The organism is Bradyrhizobium nivariense, assembly GCF_029846695.2.
Classification (GTDB): Bacteria; Pseudomonadota; Alphaproteobacteria; order Rhizobiales; family Xanthobacteraceae; genus Bradyrhizobium.
In genome coordinates, this window is the sequence record NZ_JARWCR020000093.1 from 12154 (window position 1) to 29671 (window position 17518).

The window sequence follows — 17518 nt, forward strand, 5'->3', positions numbered from 1 at the left end:
TTGGCACTGAGCGCGCCTTGGGCGTTGTAGGTCTGCCCCGGCTGACTGCCTTGGCTGTCCTGGCCGCCTTGCGCGCTTGTCGAGGTCTGGACCTCGGTCGTGCCGTCGGAATAGGTGATCGTGGTGGTGGTGATGCCGTCGATCGTGATGGAGACCTCGCTGACGACGGTCTTGGTCGAACCGCCGCCTCCCGATCCCGAGCTTGCCCCCGCCGATTGCGACGACGACGTCGACGACGCGGCTGATGTCGAGGACGTCGCCGATGTCGCGGCGGACGAATTTGTGGCGGCCGACGGGGACGTCGTCGCCGCCGCACTGGTTGAAGCAATCGCGCTGACCGACATGGAGACCTCGCTCGAGGGAGACTTCAAGTAGACTTGGGGCGCAGCCCCAATGGCGCGCCCTGTCCTCTCCTTCAACGCGGCGGGTGTGTGGAACAGGCGCTGGAGCTGTAAAAAATCCTTCGGTGCAGCGCGAATTTCCGCTCTCAGCGTCGCAACCAATCCCCGCACCGCGAGTTGCAACTTTTTCCCCACCCGGGCATCCGCGAGCGGCTGCGATCGGACGACGCGCCTGCACGGACAGCCAGATCGTCTCACGTCCGTGTGAGGTGGAGCGCGGCGGGTGAATTCTAGCGAACGCGCAGAGACCAATGAAGAGCAGGCGGCAAGACAAGGGGATTCCGTGAGCCGGATTGATACGACTGACAAACTCTCCGAGGTGCCGGAGGCCGGAAGCTCGCTGTTCGCGCTCTGCGGCATCAGCGTGGCCGGGGTCGTCATGCTCGGCTGGATCTGCGCCCTCGCCTGGATCGCCTGGCGCATCGCCGATTGGCTGTTGTTCTGAAGTTGAAACGCCGCCGGCAGACCGTAGCCGGTGGAGCTGCCTTCAGCGCAAGGTCAGCAGCAGAAGCCGTCGTGATGGGACAAGGCGACGACTGCCGCCCCGCAGAAAATATTTCAACATGTCCCGAGCTTCCCCATTCCCCGACACCCGAGTAGAGATCGTAACATGCAAAGCTGACGCAGCGGTTGCACGGAGGCAACATTTCCCGGAAATAGCGATGCCGCGTCCCGGCCGGCGATGACGGCAAAGCGCGGTGCGTGTCAGACCCTAGGAGAAAAAATCCAGGAGATTCAAGCCCGGGACTGGTCGGGGCAGCTGGATTCGAACCAACGACCTGCAGTACCCAAAACTGCCGCGCTACCAGGCTGCGCTATACCCCGAATGTCCGGCGAGCCCTGTCGATACACGCTTCCCAAAGCGCCAGCAAGCTTTCCAAGGCGCCAGCAAGCTTGCCAAAAGACCGCCACAGCACGGGGGCAATAGCCCCCTTGCCGCCCTACTTGCTGCCGAACAGCGGATGGCCGACCCGGTCACCGGCGCGGATGCCGTATTTCTGCGCCGTTCCCGCCACAACCTCCAGGACCGCCCGGGCCGGGCCCTTGGACGAGATGATCCTGGTCGACATCGGCTCGGTGTTTTCGGCGATGCGCAGGATGCGGCCGTCGGCACGGATGAAGATCATGTCGAGCGAGACGTAGGTGTTCTTCATCCACATCGACACCTCCTGCTCGGGATTGAAGTCGAACAGCATGCCTTTGCCGTCAGCCAGTTCCTTGCGGTACATCAGGCCGGTCTGCTTCTCCTCCTCCGTCGTCGCGATCTCGACCGAGAACACCTGCACGCCGTTCCTTGTGACGATCTCGAGCGGCTGGAAGCTGGCGGCGCCGGCGGGCGCGCTCCCGACGGCAACGCCAGCGATGACGAGGATGGCGGCAAGCCAGCGCTTCGCAATGGCGAAGACGGCCTTTCGATCGAAATTCATGGATGGCACTCGAGGCGTGGGACTGGAGCAGTCCTTACGCGGCGGTCGCCGGAAAAGCCAGAGGCGCGCCGGTCAGCCAGCGCGCCTCTGCTCACGATTGCGGGAATTGGCGAGCTATACCGTCTTCGAGCGAAGTGGATAGCGGTTCGCGTCAAGAAAACGCGTCAAAACAAGAAGCTGGAGCCCCGTTCCGATTTTCATCGGAACGGAAATGGAAATGGCTTTAGTGGGACGAGACCGGTGATCCCGTCTCGGGATGGATCTCGGCCGCCATCATGCCCTTGGAGCCGGGCCCGAAACGGACCAGGACATATTGGCCGGGCCGCAGTTCGGTCATGCCGAAGCGGCGCAGCGTCTCCATGTGCACGAAGATGTCGGGCGTGCCCTCGCCGCAGGTCAGGAAGCCGAAACCGCGCAGCCGGTTGAACCATTTGACTTGGGCCCGCTCCAGCCCGCTGGTCGCGGTGACCGAGACATGGGTGCGCGGCGGCAGCATCTGCGCCGGATGGATCGCGGTCGATTCGTCCATCGAAACCACGCGGAAGGCCTGGTAGCCCTTGGCGCGCTGGATGCACTCGACGACGATGCGGGCGCCCTCGTAAGCCGTCTGGAAGCCGTCGCGCCGAAGCACGGTAACGTGCAGGAGCACGTCGGGCCAGCCATTGTCGGGAACGATGAAGCCGTAGCCCTTTGAGGCGTCGAACCATTTGATGACGCCGTGAACCTCGACGAGGTTGGCGCTGCCCTCACCGAGTCCGGTGAAAGGACTGAGCGCGCTGTCGCGACCGGCACCGCCGTGTTCGCCCACCGCGGGAACTCCTACCTTCTTGGACTCAAATCCGTCCGACGACCCCATAACCCCGGACCCCACACATGCCATGCAACCCGCCTGAATGGCGGCGCCGAATCACGCGTCTTTAGAGAATCTTCTCAATTCGACGCGACGCGAATCTTTCGACTCAAAAGATAACACTCCCGGTTGCGACGCATAGACAAAAAAGAGATTCGCCGGAACCTATGAACAGCTTGCACGGCCGCGAATCAAATTACTGCCTCAATTACCGACAAAGGGCCCGAGCGTTTCGCCGATGTCGTGGCGGATCACGAGGTCGGCGATGTCGTCCTGCTCGGTGGGCTCACGGTTGACGATCACCAGACCCGCGCCTGATTTCTTCGCCATCATCGGAAAGCCCGCCGCCGGCCATACGACCAGCGAGGAACCGATCGCGATGAAGAGGTCGCAGGCTTGCGACAGCGCGGCCGCGCGCTGCATTTCGTCCTCAGGCATCATCTGGCCGAAGGAGATCGTGGCGGTCTTCACCGGCTCGTCGCACGCGGTACAGTTGGGCGCGGCGCCCGCGTCGTCGAAGCGGCGCTTCACCCAGTCGAGCGGATAGGCCTGCCCGCATCCGATGCAGCGCGCATACGTGGTATTGCCGTGAAGTTCGATCACGTGCTCCGCGGCGAAGCCGGAGGCCTGGTGCAGATTGTCGATGTTCTGGGTGATGATCGCGGGAACCTTGCCGGCGCGGTAGAGCGAGGCGAGCGCGCGATGGCCGCGGCCGGGCTTGGCCGCCGCAAAGACCTCCTCCATCGCAAAGCGCCGGCGCCAGGATTCGTCGCGCGCCTCCCGGCTGGCGACGAACTCGTCGAACGGGATCGGGCGGTTGCGCGTCCAAATTCCGCCGGGCGAGCGGAAGTCGGGGATGCCGCATTCGGTCGAGATGCCGGCGCCGGTGAACGGCACGATCCGCTTGGCTTCGGCGATCATGTCGCCGAGACGTTCAACGCCGCTGCGAAGATCCGATGCAATCAACGCGGCCTCCCGTCTTGTTGTGCCGATTGGCTTTGCTGATTTGCTTTTGCGCTAGCCGCAAGATGCGCAAGCGACAAGATTGCTGACGCTCTTATCCACTGCCGCGCAAGACGTGGTCGGCAATTTTTTCCGCCCTTCGCTTTATCACAATCCCGCAATGCCTCCTCCCCATTGACGCCCCAATCAGAAGCGCCAATGCATGTGTTGACGCGACTCAACGTAATTGCGGCGGCAGTGCTTGGGTTCGGTAGGGTACACATATTCACGTGTAGAGGGGATTTGACATGACCGAGGACGAACAACGCAAAATCCGCGAACGCGAAGAGATCGCTGCCCGTGTCGCCGCCTTCCGTGCCACGCAGGAAAAATTCAAGCGCGAGCGTGAAGAGTATTTCGTGTCGACGCTCGACAATGCGCGCAAGGTGGAGCGTCCCTCGCTCTGGCCGTAAGACAAGCCTGATCACCACGCATGAAAAAAGCCCGGAGCGTTGCTCCGGGCTTTTCATTTGTTCAGCCGTTACCAGTGACGGTAATAATGGTGGCGGCGGTAGTACGGTCCGTCACCATAATAGGCGTACGGGCCGGGGCCGTAAGCATAGGCCGGGCCGCCATAGTAGCCATACCCTGGGCCGTAGCCGTAGTAGCCGTAAGGATGGGACGCGGCGATGGCACCCGCGGTGATGGCGCCGGCGGCGAGGCCGAATGCGAGGCCCGGACCGATGCCGCGACCGCGCGCCTCGGCGGGCGCAGGCGCCGCGATCGCGGTCACGCCGACGGCAGCGGCGGTAGCCAGAACTGCCAATGTCTTCTTCATGTTCTCCTCCTTAGCGTCTCGCCGGACAACGCTGGCGCCGCGCGATGGTTGCGCGCAGGCTGTGGAACCGCCCCCCTTCAAAAAATTACGAAACCGGGGGAACGAAATCGATCGGGCGCGATTGCACCTTCAAGTGCGGAAGCCTCGGCTATCGGGTTGAGGCAACAGCACGAAGACCCCGTCAGCATCATCGCGATGCTGGCGGGGTTTTTTAGTTTCACGGAAAGCAAACGGCAGCGGACGATCATTGCTGCCAAGGGGGCGGATGCCGAGGAGGAAAGATTGCCGATATCCGCGTTGCTGGCCCGTATCCGCAGGCTCGTTCCCAGATCCGGCGATGATCATTACGACGAGATCGTCCGCAATTTCGGTGTCGGCACGCTACGCCCGCCGGCGACGCCGATGAGCGACGGCGAGCTGGCGCGGGCCATTGCCGAGTTTCTGAAGGAGACGCCGTCGAGCTCATCCGTCGCGACCCTCGGCCGGCGGCTCGACCCCTCCTCTCCGCTCTGACGCCCCTCTCTCAAACGGGAACTCGCAACGGGAACTCGCGCAGACCGGGAACGGGGAGCGCCCACGCACGTTGAGCTTGCCTTGACGACAGGAGGCTCGACATGCCCGTTTGGCTCGAAGTTTTGCTCAACCTGTCCGCCTACGCCGGTTTCGTGGCGCTCGCGACCCGCGGTGTCGCGTATCCGGATAATTCCGGCGACGACCATTAGTTCGCGTGCGGCGCCTGGCCTGCCGTGCGCACCAGCCTGTCGGCCTTGACCGCAACGCGCGTGTTATCGAGCTGCGGCCGCAGCGAGAAGCTGACCACCACGAAAGCGAGACAGAACAGCGTGCCGACGATGGCGACGCGCCGGTAGGTGTGGCGGTCGCCCTGATAAAAGGACGGTTCTGAAAAAGGTGTCATGAATTCGTGCTCGAATTCTTTCTGGCAAAGTTGCTTGTTGGCAAAGTCGTTTCTTGTTTTCGTTTCTTGTCTTCGCCAGACAACTATCCCAAGTAGCGCCAAGCGCAACGCGATTGGGCTTTTAACCTAACCGAATAGGGTTATCGGCTTCCCGGCAAGCTTCCGTTAGGAGTTCGCCAAGCGTCATCTTCGCCAAGCGTCATCAGAGTTCGGCGAGCCGCTTCAAGCTCGCGCGAAAGCCGAGGCTGCGATGGCCTGCGACCAGCACGGTGCCGAACACCTCGGCCGCGTCGTCGCTGAACGTCCCGGAGAAGCCGCTCGTCGCCTCCTCTCCGCCGAACAGCGGCCGGGTGAGGCCATCGGCGAACGGCGTATGCTGGTTGGTGGCAAGCTCGCCTTTCCAGGTGCCGTTTTTCGAAGTACCGTTTTTCGAAGTGCCGTTGCCGATCGTGTAGGAGCCGCGCGACCAGAAGTACGGCCCGCCGCCGAGCAGCACGCCATCCCGCAAGATCAGCACGCCGCTGTCGCGGCCCTTCACGCCGTCGAGCATGTGGATGTGGATGGAATAAAGCCCGTTCTTCATGTTGCGTCCGCCGCCGGAGCAACGATAGCGCCGGACAGGGAGAGCGTCGAGACGATGGTGACAGGGTTCGTGCGTTTGCCGACCGGCTTTGTTCCAGCTTCGCCCGCCTTTCGTTCTCAAAGAACGAATCGGAATCGCAGAAACCGGCGCCGGGCAAGCCTTAACAATTCGTTTGCACGCAAACGAGCGCGCGATCACATCGTGTCGCCGGGCTTCGATCGCGGCGGCACCTGCGGCACCGACGGCCTGCCTTTGCGCAAGCGCGGGTGCCGGTCGCACCAAAACACTTTTGCGATCTCGACGAACATGAAACCAGCACGCATCCATGTCGCGCCTCCCTCGCCTCATTCCGTAACCAGGACGCGAGGACGGGATTGTGCGAAGCATCACGCCGGCTTGGTTTGGAGAGGCGTGTCCCGCATCGACACAGAAGGCACGCCTTGTTCTGCATCCGACTCCATTTCGTTCGCAGGGAACGAATCGGAGTCGAGAAAATCAGCGCAAGGCGATTGCTAACGATCGGTGAAGGCAGGCGCGGTTGCCGGCTGTCATCGACGAGGCGCGACGCTCATCACGCCGCTCGTTTCACCGTGTCCTTCTCCGAAATGTCCTTCTCCGAAAAGCATTCGAGGATCTGGATGCGGAGCTCTTCCGCGGCCGGACCCTCGAGCTTCCTGAGCTGATTCCAGAGCCTGATCACTTCGCGTTGTTTCTCGACGGTCATGGGCACCTCCAAAAGAGCTGCTCCACTAGAACAAAATGAGAACAGAAAGTCCAGCCCCTCCCGCGAAATTCGCTGGGCACATCGCCTTGAACCTTTCAGGGCCTTGGACCTTTCGGGCGCGGCGCGGTTGCTTTTTGGATCTTCAACCTTAAGTTCGAGACACCGCTGGCGCCAAAGCCAAATTTGCCGGCGGCTGGAACGTTGTCCTGCGTCCGGCGGTTGAGACAGCGACGACGGAATCTTGCGCGGAGCGGACAGTCGTCAAAGCAGCCACCCGGTGTAACGCCCGGGTGGCTGTTTTGCTGTTCGGGCCAGCGCTCATGTCGCGTCGCCTTTGCCCGGCGGGCGGCTTGCGCCCGCAATGAAAAACCACGCGCTCACGCACGGGGCTCTCTTGGCTGACGGCGTTGGGATTTCAGCCGGGCGGCACGTCGCCTTGCAGGGTCCGCTCGGCGAGCAGCTCCTTTTCGGCCTCATACCAGAAGGTGTCCATCGTGCCCGCGGGCTCGCCGGCCTCCTTCCAGAGGTGATAGGCCCGGTTTCGAATCTCTTGCTCGCTGAGACCAGCCACGTGATTTCCTCCCTTTCGGAAGCAAAGCCTGATGACGCCCGAGAGTTCCTTATCCGTTTCCGGCAGTCGCTGCGGCGCCTCGCCAGAGTAAGCCGCCGCAACGAAAATGCCAGCGCCTTAGACGGAGCGCATTTTAGACTGAGTCTTTTAGATGGAGTGCATTTTAGATGGAGTGCGTTTTAGACGAAGTGCGTTTTAGACGGAGTCCTTGGCCACCTTCAGCGGCGAGGCCTTCACCGACTTGCTCGCCGGCTTCGCCGCGTACTGCATCGGCTCCTTGGTGAAGGGATTGACGCCCATGCGGGCTTCGGTCGCGGGCTTGTTCACCACCGACATCTTCACGAAGCCGGGAATGACGAACTCACCGGACTCGTTGAGCTCCTTGTAGCCGACCGTCGCCATGTACTCGATGACCGATTTCACGTCGTTCTTCGACAGCTGCGTGCCCTCGGCAATTGCATCAATCAACTGAGTCTTCGTCATCTTCGCCATGTCTGAATTTCCTTCTGTGCGCGCGAGCAGGCTTTGCTCAGGACGCGGTCCAACCGCGCAACGCGCTTCTGATTCATGCCAACTTTCATGAAGTGACGGGGCTTAGAACCCATCGAGGCCTAAAACGCAAGCAGGGGTTCTGCGGGGGCCCGGACGCCCCGGCAAAGATGCCGCAGCTTGCGCCGTTTTCCGGTTGAACCATTTTCTCCCTGGGGCGTCTAACTCTTTGAAGTCCCCAAGCTTCATCCCCATCAGAGAGCCCCGCTTCCCCCAGGCGGGGCTTTCGCCTTTTCCGGGACCGGCCGTGCAAGTCCGATCGGGCCGGACCCGAGGTCTGCGCCCGGGCCACGCGGGTGACCGTCACAAGGCAGGTTCTCTTTTCCGGCCATCTCCTGCATAATGCGGCATGGCAAAAACAAAAGTGACCTTCAAAACCGTCCGCATTGCAGACAACGACTGGAAAATCCTCGCGGATTACCCGGACAGCGAACAGCGCGAAATCAAGGGCTTCACCAGCAAGGCAGATGCCGACGACTGGATCAACGGCGACCGCAAGATCGCGTGGCTCCGTTCCCAGGGATACGCCAAGTGACCAGCGTGTAAGTAACACGCGTATAAGTAACGCGCGTATCGTCTGACGCCCGTGTGGCACGAGGCGCGCTTAGTCCCTCCCCGCTCAAAATGTTGTTTCCGTACCGGCGAGTCATCGAGCAGGCGGCGACGCCAGCTCGTTTCTCGGCCGCGCGGGGTTCACCTCATGGTGAAACCTGTGACTGGGCATGCGCCGTTGAGACTTCAGTAACCTAACGCCGCCAAGCTCCTCGCAGTATCGTTGCGTTGGAGTATCCCCACAGTGCTGGATTTTAACGAACTGCGTGAACTCGCGGCCGATGTGCGTGTTTTCGTCGACATTGCCGAAGACAAGGCCGAAGCGCTTCGCGCCGTCATCGCGGCCTACGACGTGGTGCTTGCGATCTTCCCGTCCGGAGAGGGCATGGGCCTCCACGTCGTCAAGGGCGGCGAGATCCTGGACAGGATCGCAAGCTCACGAACCCATGCGATCTACAGCCACACGGCCATCGCGGTTCCCGACCTCGAGCACGCGGAAGTGCTCAAGCACCTGACGGCCGCCGTCGACCAGCGGATTGCGGCCTAAAGCATGATCCGGAAAAGTGCGAAGCGGTTTTCCGAAAAGATCATGCTCAAACAACAGCCTAAAGCGCGATGATGATTCATCCTCATCTCATCGCGCTTTGATCACAGACGAGGATTTTTCCCTCCGGAACGCCCGTTTAGGAACGCGGCTTCTGCAAAACTGACCTCATCCTGAGGGCCCGCCGCAGGCGGGCGTCTCGAAGGATCGGCCACGAGCAAGCCATCAATTCACGATCAGTCGCGCGGGTCGGCGCTGCCAAAGGTTTCTTCAGTCACGGAGCCGGTTTACCGCCCATAGCGGCATCCACGATCCCAGCACCATGACGATCGCAATGGCTGCGACCACGACATATTTCAGGGGATGTTGCGACGAGGCGAGCGAACCTTCGAGGTGAAGGTACGGCAGCATCGCGTCCATGGCCATTCCGATCAGGGCAACCGCGACCAGGCCGCCAAAAGCAGCGGCGAAGATGTTGACGATCCATCCAATCGCGCCGCGCTTGTTCGACCACGCCTCGTAAATCGCGACAGTCAGCACCACGAGCACAAAGATCAGCATGAAGCTCATCGAGCCGCCGACGCTCGACGTCGGCCCGAAGATTTCCACCAGCAGCATGACCGCAACCGCGAGCAGTGTGATCGTCTTCACGGCGTTCCCCTTCAATGGCCAAGCAAATAGGCCGTGAAGCCAATCCCGATAAAGCCGATACCGATGATAACCGCCGCGAGCTCGGCGGCGTTTTCCAGACCGAACAATTTGGCGATGGCCTCCCCCGCGGCGATCAGGAGCATCTCCACGATCGCGCCGAGCAGGCTTTGAAGCATAGCGGTTGGTCGCGCCGGGCTTCGCCGGGGTTCAACTGCGATCAAGTCCCCGCCTTGGCGAAGGATCGGTGCATACCCGCAATCGCGCAGCGCAGTTCGTCCGCGCCGGGGCGACCGGGATGTGGTTCGGCATCGGGCACTGGGCCCACGCATCCAACGGTTATTCTATCGCGTCGGCGCAACCGTTCCTTAATACATTTCTCGCCTAGATTGCCCGACACTTGGAATAAGCGTGGCGGGGCTTGGTGCGGATCTTCGCGGGTGTACAGGCAATGCGCGGGGTCGCTGCGCTGTCGGTGGTCTGCGGACACGCGGTAAGTGCGCGACCCGATATGGTCGGGCCGGGGCTTGCCGAGGGCGCGCTGACCATTCTTGCGAGCGGCGTCGACATCTTCTTCGTGATCTCCGGCTTCATCATCGCAACCACCGCGGCGGCCCAGCCCAACCCGTTGGATTTCGCGTTTAGACGAGCCCTCCGACTTTTTCCGCTCTACTGGCTCGTGTTGCTGGCGGCGTTTGTCAGTTCCTCCTGGATCGCGCTGGCGCCGGGCGAGCGCCCCGCGCTCGACCTCGGAACCATCTTCGCATGGACATATCCGAGCTGGTACCTCGCGCCGGCCTGGTCGCTCGCTTTCGAACTGCACTTCTATGCCGCCGTTGCGGTCATCCTGGCGATCAAGCCGGACCGGCTGTTCGAGATATTGTTCGCTGGATTCGGCCTGGTTATCCCAGCTGTCGTCTTCGGCCTCGAGCTCGGCATCTACTTCCATCCGCTGGTGCTGGAATTCGGTGCCGGCGTTGTCATCGCCTATCTCCACAGACGCGGACGATTGCGCTTTTCGCGCCGCATCCCGGCCGTTTCCGTGGGCCTGTTCGTGGCCGGCTGGTATTGGATTTTCGTGCACGGAGCGACCGACCCACAATTCGCACGCGTCCTGACCTATGGTCTTGGCGCGGCATTGCTGATCCATGCCGTGGTCGCCGTGGAGATCGAAGGGCGATCCTTCCCACCGGTCCTGCAATGGCTCGGCAAGATCTCGTACTCGCTGTATATCGTCCATTACCTGGTGGTGAAATTGATCGCCAGCTTTGCCGGGCCGTGGCTACTATCGACCGCCGGGACAATCATCGCCAGCATCCTGCTCTCCCTCGGTCTCGCCGCCGCCTTGCACATCGCCTTTGAAGCACCGATCCTCGATTGGGGGCGCAAGATAAGTCTGATGCGCAGCCGCCGATCGATGCCGGCGGTACCGAGATCGGTGGGGCCGCGTGCCTACCCCGCACGAACGGAATGAAGACATTCCGCGCAGGTTTCAGGGGGCGGCGCGGTGTTAGTCAGTCACCGCAATTACCGCGTCCCATTCCAGGGGTGCGGTCCAGTGCCGTCAACGTAATCTTAAAAATCGCTCACGAGTATCGATTGAACTCGGGTCTTTGACTGTATCCCGAATTTCGATACCATCTCGGGGTTATTCTATTTTGTTTTTATCGCCTTACTAGATGACTGCTCAGGGGTCTTTTCATGAAACGATCTACTCGCAACGCAGCCGTCGCTGGTCTCGCAACCTATTCGATGGTGAGGTCCAGCAATCCCATCGTTCGGTCGTTTGGAATATTAATTGGCCTCGCTGCCTTGGGCATGTTGGTTGCGGCCTTCCTGAGCTTGCCGAAGAAGCAAGATTCGACTCTCCGAGCTAGGCCTGAAGAAATACCTGCGTATAAACCGGTTGCGGCTGTGGGGCCGTCTCCGGCTGTCGGGATGGACATTCCAGATACCGCAATAAAAGTCATCGACCCGCCGCCACCGCCACCTCCGCGGACGCCTCCACCCAACACGGTAGTGTCCGCGCCCCCGTCTCTCTCCAGTTCACCTGCAATTTCTATCGTCCCAGTGGAGGATGATGACCTAAAAACAAGATCTCGAGGCCGCTGGGTAGTCGGACCGAATGGAAAGAGGACGTTTGAAGACGGTCACACGAAACGACAATGAAGAATTACGGTGACAGTGCCGGACTGCACCCCTGGAATGAGACACGAATTACGGCGACAGTGCACCAATCTTGCTCGATCACGTGCCACTGTCATTCGGCCTTGATGTTGGCGTCCTTGATGATCTGCTGATACTTCGTCATCTCGTCCTTGATGTAGCCGGCGAAATAATCCGGCGTGGAGCCGAGCGGTTCGAATCCGAGAAGCGCGAAGCGTTCCCTCACCTCCGGCCGCTGCACGATCCTGGCGACCTCGGCTTGAATCGTCGTGACCAGGTCGGCGGGCAAGCCCTTCGGACCCCACAGGCCGTACCAGGAGCCGAAATCGAAGCCTTTCATGCCGGACTCGGCCACGGTCGGAATCTCCGGAGCGATGTCGACGCGCTTGGTGCTGGTAATGGCCAGCGCCTTGATGCTTCCGGCTTTCGCCAGCGGCAGCGAGGATAGAATCGGATCGGCGATCAACTGCACCTGGCCGCTCATCAGGTCCGTCAGTGCGGGGCTTGCGCCCTTGTAAGGCACCACCAGGGTGTCGACACCGGCATCGCGCTTGAGCAGTTCGATCGCCATGTGCCCGGCCGAGCCGAAGCTCGATGTCGCGAAGGTGTATTTGGTCGGATTCTTGCGAACCAGGTCGAAGAATTCCTTGAGAGTTTTGGCGGGCGTCTGCGCATTGGTGCTGACGATCAGCGGTCCGCTGGCCACCAGCGAAATCGGCGTGAAGTCGGAGACCACGTCGTAGGGAACGGCCTTGTGCAGGAACGGTGTCACCACATGGATCGACGCGGTCAGCATCAGCGTGTAGCCATCCGGTGCGGCCTTGGCGACATAGTTCGCGCCGACGATGCCGCCGGCGCCACCGGCGCGGTTCTCGACGATGAAACTCTGCCCGAACTGTTCGTTCAGCTTTTGCGCGAGAAGGCGCGCGACGCCGTCGACGGATCCCCCGGCGGGATAGGGCACCACGACGGTCACCACGCGGCTCGGATAGGTGTCGGCCCTGACCGGCGCCGTGGCAAGCCCGAACAGGGCCGTGCCCAGCAGGGCAAGGACATGAAGTCTTTTCATCGAGGATCCTCTCAAAAATTGCGTGAGAAGTTGCCTCGGGTAGCTTCCTCCGTCGAATATGTATTGGCCGGTGACGAACCCGGCGTGGTCTGAACACAAGAAGGAGTTACGGCGAGTGCATCACATTCATTCGCCGTCGCCAACCTGCAGGGCCGCCGCAATCGAGGGTTCTCCCTTCGTGTTGCGGTGCTATCACCGTAAGACCACGTCATCCTTCGTCTGCGGGAGCTTCCTTCAAGATCGATTCTGCATTTTCTGGCACAGCTTTGAAGAGCGTGTTCAGGTCGTTCAATTGCAAAACGGGCGCGGAACGCATCGCGTCCTTGGCAGCAGGCTTCGAGACATCGATTTCGTTGAAACGCGTCTCCATCTTCCTAAAGTGAGCATAGCAACCTATATCTATCGCAAACGCCTGGAAATTTCCGGGCTGCGATTTATGAGTGAGAGCGCTACCAGCTTGATGGATGATCCGGTAATCAACGAGCCGACTAAAGAGCGAGCGAAGATCTTCGTCTTGCTGGAGCAATTGCTCCGAAACAAGAAAAACGTTTGTTTTCTTACCTAAGCAAAATTCTCTAAGCACATAAATCCCTGCGATCAGGACGTTTTGCTCATCAATTTGGGAATCCTGTTTTAGCTCCTCGATCCGACGCTCGAGATTGGACCTGCTAAGAACCCTCACTTCGTCCTTTCCGACCGCCTCTCCCTCGCTCTGGCTCATCGACTCCAAGAATAGAGACAGAACGTCTCGGGGAACGCCGCCCCCGGCCATGACTAGACGGGCATAGCCCTCCCCTTTGAACAAGTCCTCCAGCTCCTTCTTTTCCATCCCGGCTTGGCGGCCGTAAGACATCAATATCTGCCAGTTTTGCGATTGGGTTCGACCGAAGTCGCTGAATGTGAAGTCGATATTGATCGGTTGATAATCGTGACGTTCCTGTGCGCCAATCGGCTGCCCCTCCCGATCAGCAAACATCGTTGAGGCGTGCCGCATTCACGATGCATCGTCTTTAGTTTTTCAAGAATGCCGCGGATGATCTCTTTGGTTCGCGCCTTGCGACCAAACCATCCCGAGAGATGAGACTCAATTTCCGAAAAGAGCGAACTTAGGATTTCGATTAGGACGTTTGGGAATGTGTGCTGCTTGAAGTCTTCGCAGTTAAGGTAGATCGCTTTGATCTCAGGTGAGAGCTGCTTTCGAGAGTCATGCAGCAACAGCGTTTTTCCGCAGCCGCGTCTTGCAAACACGGTGTGGTTTTGGCGAGCGCTGATATCTTGCATGGAATGGCCCACGTTGATGTACGTGATAGCCTCGCTTCCAAGCTGAACTCGCAGTCCTTCCGTGATGAGCTGCCTTAGCTTAGCGAGTTTCTTGTGATCGACCACGTGTTCCCCCAGCCGAGTATCCACCCCTGGTTGAAGCATGGAACAATCGCGACAGCGTGTCCAGAGGCCTCGGACCATCCCTCTGTCGACACGCTGATTGGCGTCCGATAACAGCCCTGAGCGAACTCCAGCAATTCGTTCGCCCCAGGCAAACCCACTTATGAGCTTCCCGACTCGCGCAAGTTGTCGGGCCCCGAATTACGGTGACATTAAACGTCTGCAAGCACCGTAATTCGCACTATTGGAGGCAAGTCACGGTGAAACTCGTCCAGCCGCACTGGCCCCCGTCGTGGCTGAAGTTATGCCTGACGTTTGCCTTGGCCGTCGCCGCGTTGCCGTTGCAGAAGCGCTGGTTGAGTGAGGTGTAAGTCTGCTCGGCTCCTCCACCAATCGCATTATAAGCGTCGCAGCTGTAAGAGACGACACCAGGCCCTAGGCAATTGTCTCCCCCTCCATTTCCCATACACACGTTGATCGGCGGAGGCGTCGGACGGTTGGGTGCAGGAGGTGGTATGTTTGGCCTTACATCGGAGACTAGATCTGATTGGCGAATGGGCAAGATGCTTACCGCCGTCGCGGCGCCCATCACGAGGACAACAAGAAGTGCAAAAATAGTGAGCACGTAGGGCGGCATCGGACGACGGGGGCCAAATCCTCGGCTAGCGATCGAAGCGAAGATACCGATGGCCGCGATGCCGAAAGTGAAGACCATCAAGGAGCGGATGATCAAATAGGTCTCGACAGCTGGAAGCAGAGAAAAGCTTTGAAAGAGCTTGTTAAAAATCAAAAAGAAGACACCAAGAGCGATGCCGCCAATGCCGGCTGCCTTTCCGAGCTTTGCAAGTAATCCCGTTTCCATGCGCCCCCCAATCGGCCAACGGCGCCCTTCGCGAATTTTTTGGCGTCCTCAATCTAAAGTGTTATCCAAAAGAAACAGCTTTTCAATGTGTTGGGAGAATTATTTGATGCTCGGTGCATTTTGCTCTCAATTGGGATGACAGTGCATTAAATTCATTCGCCATTGTCGACCTGCTAACTCTGCGAGTTCGGTCTACGCTCGACGGGCAACGGCAATTGTGTGTCACCGTAATAAGTGTCGAGCCGCTACCCAGCGCGCGCTCAGAGCTTGAAGTGATCGAATATCTGTTTGGCGATTGCTCGATGCTTTGCATTCGACGGGTGGAAGTGAATCTCTGTCTGTGAGTCCGGCCACTGGTCGAGATGTTGGCGAATTAGAAAAACCACTTCGGCCTCGACCGTCTCGACATCGCTTACGCTTCTTTCTTCAGCGTCAACGTGGCACCAAACGTTCAGCGTTGCGGACGCGTGTTTATGGCGCCAGGCATAGCGGTGGTAGCCGTTTTTTCCGTTCGCCTTCATGCCGAAGCGAAGGCGGCTTCCTACCGACTGCCGAGTCAGCCCAACATAGACCGGTCTACCTTTGACGCTGATGATGTAGAGCTTCGGTTGGTTCCAATCCCGAAAATCGATTGGTGCCCTTCTCACATTCGACCTTGAAAGAATCTGGCGTGATGGAAAGTTCGTACTTCTGCGGCCCTTCGACTTTCAATTTGCCCTCCCTTTGTTTCCTTTCGTCCTAACCCACCAATTTTGTGCTGGTCAACGAAGCAACTGGCACTGTGCTTGGGCCGTGACCCGGCGGCCCGTTACATACCCCAAAATCGATAAGCAAAGAGCCCGATGGCGATGACAAAGGCGCTGACCGAGCCCCAAAGGCCGGTTAGGCAGGAATATTCTACAATGGTGCCTCAAATTACGGTGACAGTGCACTAAATTGATTCACGATCGCCACCCTTCTGACTCTGGGGCTTCGGCCGGCAGCTTGGCGAGAGCGCCAATTAAGTGCACTGTCACTGTAACGCCCGCCGGGATACCCCCGCGGGGGCGCTGGGGCGCCCGCTGAGGTCGGATTTCGTCCGGAAAAAAACGGCGGCGGCGAGCACGTGTTATTGCGCCAGTCAGCCTTCAGACCTAACTTATACGTGCGGGCGGCCAGTGGCACCCGCCCATTGATATTTGACCCAAGCAACTCGCACCAGATCACTCAGTCGCATCAGATCCTCAGTCACATCAGATCATTCAGTCAGCAACGCTCAGCTCGCACAGTTCGCATCAGCACAACGCATCAGATCGCATCAGCACAAGCACTCAGCACAGCGCATCGCAGCAAAACATTCAGAGACAAGGTTACGAGGTCCGGTCGCGCCGGACCTTAGGGAATATGAACCGGTACGATCGTATCACGAGAGACACTCGCTCGTGGCTGCGGGCCAAACATCCGGAGATTCATCCGATGATTTGGCTTCATGTAGAAGTCGATCCGATGGTCCTGTTGCTGCTGATCTCAGCAGTTAGGGGCTACCTACGGTAAGACACGGGAACGGGGTCGGGAAACCGGCCCCGTTCTCTTTTGCTGGCACGGCCCCTAAGCCGCGACTATTTCAAAGCGAGCTTTTCTGCCAAATCCGTGATCAGCTTCGTCACCTCGTCCGTCGAAGCCCCGGAGGCGGTCATTCGGGTGCCGTGGACCGGTCCCACGCTGCTCGGAGTACCTTCCGTGACCTGCACCGAGTCGTACCCATTCTGGGCCTCAAACAGGACGTATGGTCGTTCGCGCCCCCCATAAGTCCGCATGTCGCCGCGATAGACGCTCACGCGAAATCCAGTGGAAGTCCGCTGCGTTTCGCAGAACCATCCAGCGTTCGTGAACGTCTGAGCGAGAGATTTAACAGCGGGAAGCAACTCTTTGTCGACCAATTCACTCCACTTCGCGTGCGCCTCGGCCACCCTGGTTTGTTGTGCAGTTTTCTCTTGGATTTTTTTGTCGTTCAGTTCCTTGTCCCGCGCCAAAATTCCGACAAGCCGTTGTTTCGCGTCATCGGTCATAAAGGTTCCTCCCTGCTTGCTATTCTCAGAAGTGGCGGCTTTTCTGTGATCTGCCTGCGATGCGCCGCGAGGCGATCTTGCCAAATCACCCGTGCGGTGGTGCTGTAACTCAGACCCTCACGGGCGGTCCATCTACGCTTACGCTGATGAGCCGCCCGCTGGGGAGCCAAGGGCGCAGGGACCGGTTCAATCTTGGCAGGTCGGCCGGTCTCTGTTCCCGTTCGATGGCCGCTCGAATCAGTGAGGGCCATCTTTCTCCAAGAGACAATAGGCCGTGACTCACGCGCAAGAGTCCGCCGACTCGCTTCTACGCATTCCCTGACCTATCCACGAATTACGGTGACAGTGCACTAAATCGGCCAGTTCACTTCACCAGCCATTCCGCCCTCACGCACACGTGCACCGGCCCCCTGCCCCTCCTCCCACTTTCCTGCTATCTCCTACA

General features: G+C 59.6%; 23 protein-coding genes and 1 tRNA gene. 7 read left to right on the forward strand and 17 right to left on the reverse strand.

Features of this window, described 5'->3' with window-relative positions:
• The first annotated feature begins 120 nt into the window (after window positions 1-120).
• Window positions 121-375 (forward strand): hypothetical protein, encoded by a 255-nt coding sequence (locus tag QCM77_RS41220; RefSeq protein ID WP_279664720.1) that lies wholly within the window; start codon window positions 121-123, stop codon window positions 373-375.
• A gap of 309 nt (window positions 376-684) precedes the next feature.
• Window positions 685-846 carry an RNA-binding protein gene (locus QCM77_RS41225; RefSeq protein WP_279664723.1) on the forward strand — a complete coding sequence of 54 codons (162 nt, stop codon included), beginning with the start codon at window positions 685-687 and terminating at the stop codon, window positions 844-846.
• Between the two features lie 303 nt (window positions 847-1149).
• On the opposite strand, the gene QCM77_RS41230 is transcribed toward QCM77_RS41225, so the two are convergent.
• The 4 genes from QCM77_RS41230 to QCM77_RS41245 form a co-directional block, all read right to left on the reverse strand.
• A tRNA-Pro gene (locus QCM77_RS41230) sits at window positions 1150-1226 on the reverse strand.
• Between the two features lie 116 nt (window positions 1227-1342).
• Window positions 1343-1828: a DUF192 domain-containing protein gene (locus QCM77_RS41235; protein WP_279669139.1), complete on the reverse strand. Its 486-nt coding sequence runs from the start codon at window positions 1826-1828 to the stop codon at window positions 1343-1345.
• A gap of 223 nt (window positions 1829-2051) precedes the next feature.
• Window positions 2052-2684: a cold-shock protein gene (locus QCM77_RS41240; RefSeq protein ID WP_279669140.1), complete on the reverse strand. Its 633-nt coding sequence runs from the start codon at window positions 2682-2684 to the stop codon at window positions 2052-2054.
• 198 nt (window positions 2685-2882) lie between these two features.
• The gene (locus tag QCM77_RS41245; protein ID WP_279669141.1) at window positions 2883-3644 is read right to left on the reverse strand and encodes an SIR2 family NAD-dependent protein deacylase; all 762 of its coding nucleotides are present in this window, start codon (window positions 3642-3644) and stop codon (window positions 2883-2885) included.
• Window positions 3645-3928: 284 nt separating this feature from the next.
• Here QCM77_RS41245 and QCM77_RS41250 point away from each other — a divergent pair, with 284 nt between their 5' ends.
• Complete coding sequence (locus QCM77_RS41250) at window positions 3929-4093, forward strand: hypothetical protein (protein WP_015686271.1); 165 nt, start codon at window positions 3929-3931, stop codon at window positions 4091-4093.
• Window positions 4094-4161: 68 nt separating this feature from the next.
• Here QCM77_RS41250 and QCM77_RS41255 read toward each other — a convergent pair whose 3' ends face one another.
• Entirely contained in the window at window positions 4162-4458 is a 297-nt protein-coding gene (locus QCM77_RS41255; RefSeq protein WP_279669142.1) for a hypothetical protein, read from the reverse strand.
• 282 nt (window positions 4459-4740) lie between these two features.
• Between QCM77_RS41255 and QCM77_RS41260 the strand changes: the two genes are divergently transcribed.
• Window positions 4741-4971, forward strand: coding sequence for a hypothetical protein (locus QCM77_RS41260; protein WP_279669143.1), 231 nt, complete (start codon window positions 4741-4743; stop codon window positions 4969-4971).
• A gap of 205 nt (window positions 4972-5176) precedes the next feature.
• On the opposite strand, the gene QCM77_RS41265 is transcribed toward QCM77_RS41260, so the two are convergent.
• The 5 genes from QCM77_RS41265 to QCM77_RS41285 all read right to left on the reverse strand — a co-directional run bounded on the left by QCM77_RS41265 (window position 5177) and on the right by QCM77_RS41285 (window position 7744).
• Window positions 5177-5374 (reverse strand): hypothetical protein, encoded by a 198-nt coding sequence (locus QCM77_RS41265; RefSeq protein WP_279669144.1) that lies wholly within the window; start codon window positions 5372-5374, stop codon window positions 5177-5179.
• Window positions 5375-5576: 202 nt separating this feature from the next.
• Entirely contained in the window at window positions 5577-5957 is a 381-nt protein-coding gene (locus tag QCM77_RS41270; RefSeq protein ID WP_279669154.1) for a hypothetical protein, read from the reverse strand.
• Window positions 5958-6528: 571 nt separating this feature from the next.
• The gene (locus QCM77_RS41275; protein WP_279669145.1) at window positions 6529-6681 is read right to left on the reverse strand and encodes a hypothetical protein; all 153 of its coding nucleotides are present in this window, start codon (window positions 6679-6681) and stop codon (window positions 6529-6531) included.
• Between the two features lie 415 nt (window positions 6682-7096).
• Window positions 7097-7252 carry a DUF2934 domain-containing protein gene (locus tag QCM77_RS41280; protein ID WP_279669146.1) on the reverse strand — a complete coding sequence of 52 codons (156 nt, stop codon included), beginning with the start codon at window positions 7250-7252 and terminating at the stop codon, window positions 7097-7099.
• Between the two features lie 195 nt (window positions 7253-7447).
• The gene (locus tag QCM77_RS41285) at window positions 7448-7744 is read right to left on the reverse strand and encodes an HU family DNA-binding protein (RefSeq protein WP_279669147.1); all 297 of its coding nucleotides are present in this window, start codon (window positions 7742-7744) and stop codon (window positions 7448-7450) included.
• A gap of 406 nt (window positions 7745-8150) precedes the next feature.
• On the opposite strand from QCM77_RS41285, the gene QCM77_RS41290 reads away from it, so the two are divergent.
• A complete protein-coding gene (locus tag QCM77_RS41290; RefSeq protein ID WP_007591378.1) occupies window positions 8151-8336 on the forward strand; it encodes a hypothetical protein in 186 nt (61 codons plus the stop codon).
• Between the two features lie 261 nt (window positions 8337-8597).
• The gene (locus tag QCM77_RS41295; protein ID WP_279669148.1) at window positions 8598-8900 is read left to right on the forward strand and encodes a hypothetical protein; all 303 of its coding nucleotides are present in this window, start codon (window positions 8598-8600) and stop codon (window positions 8898-8900) included.
• A 267-nt stretch (window positions 8901-9167) separates the two neighbouring features.
• Here the strand turns inward: QCM77_RS41295 and QCM77_RS41300 are convergent, their stop codons facing one another.
• Both QCM77_RS41300 and QCM77_RS41305 read right to left on the reverse strand, forming a co-directional pair.
• Entirely contained in the window at window positions 9168-9548 is a 381-nt protein-coding gene (locus QCM77_RS41300) for a hypothetical protein (RefSeq protein WP_279669149.1), read from the reverse strand.
• A gap of 11 nt (window positions 9549-9559) precedes the next feature.
• On the reverse strand, window positions 9560-9724 hold the full coding sequence (locus QCM77_RS41305) for a hypothetical protein (RefSeq protein WP_280096629.1): 165 nt from the start codon (window positions 9722-9724) through the stop codon (window positions 9560-9562).
• A 245-nt stretch (window positions 9725-9969) separates the two neighbouring features.
• Here QCM77_RS41305 and QCM77_RS41310 point away from each other — a divergent pair, with 245 nt between their 5' ends.
• On the forward strand, window positions 9970-11019 hold the full coding sequence (locus QCM77_RS41310; protein WP_279669155.1) for an acyltransferase family protein: 1050 nt from the start codon (window positions 9970-9972) through the stop codon (window positions 11017-11019).
• A gap of 786 nt (window positions 11020-11805) precedes the next feature.
• On the opposite strand, the gene QCM77_RS41315 is transcribed toward QCM77_RS41310, so the two are convergent.
• The 5 genes from QCM77_RS41315 to QCM77_RS41335 form a co-directional block, all read right to left on the reverse strand.
• Entirely contained in the window at window positions 11806-12780 is a 975-nt protein-coding gene (locus QCM77_RS41315; RefSeq protein WP_279669151.1) for a Bug family tripartite tricarboxylate transporter substrate binding protein, read from the reverse strand.
• A gap of 208 nt (window positions 12781-12988) precedes the next feature.
• Entirely contained in the window at window positions 12989-13774 is a 786-nt protein-coding gene (locus QCM77_RS41320) for a hypothetical protein (protein WP_280096630.1), read from the reverse strand.
• A gap of 630 nt (window positions 13775-14404) precedes the next feature.
• Window positions 14405-15025, reverse strand: coding sequence for a hypothetical protein (locus tag QCM77_RS41325; RefSeq protein WP_279669153.1), 621 nt, complete (start codon window positions 15023-15025; stop codon window positions 14405-14407).
• A 260-nt stretch (window positions 15026-15285) separates the two neighbouring features.
• Window positions 15286-15672: a hypothetical protein gene (locus tag QCM77_RS41330; RefSeq protein WP_280096631.1), complete on the reverse strand. Its 387-nt coding sequence runs from the start codon at window positions 15670-15672 to the stop codon at window positions 15286-15288.
• Between the two features lie 951 nt (window positions 15673-16623).
• Window positions 16624-17073, reverse strand: coding sequence for a hypothetical protein (locus QCM77_RS41335; protein WP_279665981.1), 450 nt, complete (start codon window positions 17071-17073; stop codon window positions 16624-16626).
• Between the last annotated feature and the right edge of the window lie 445 nt (window positions 17074-17518).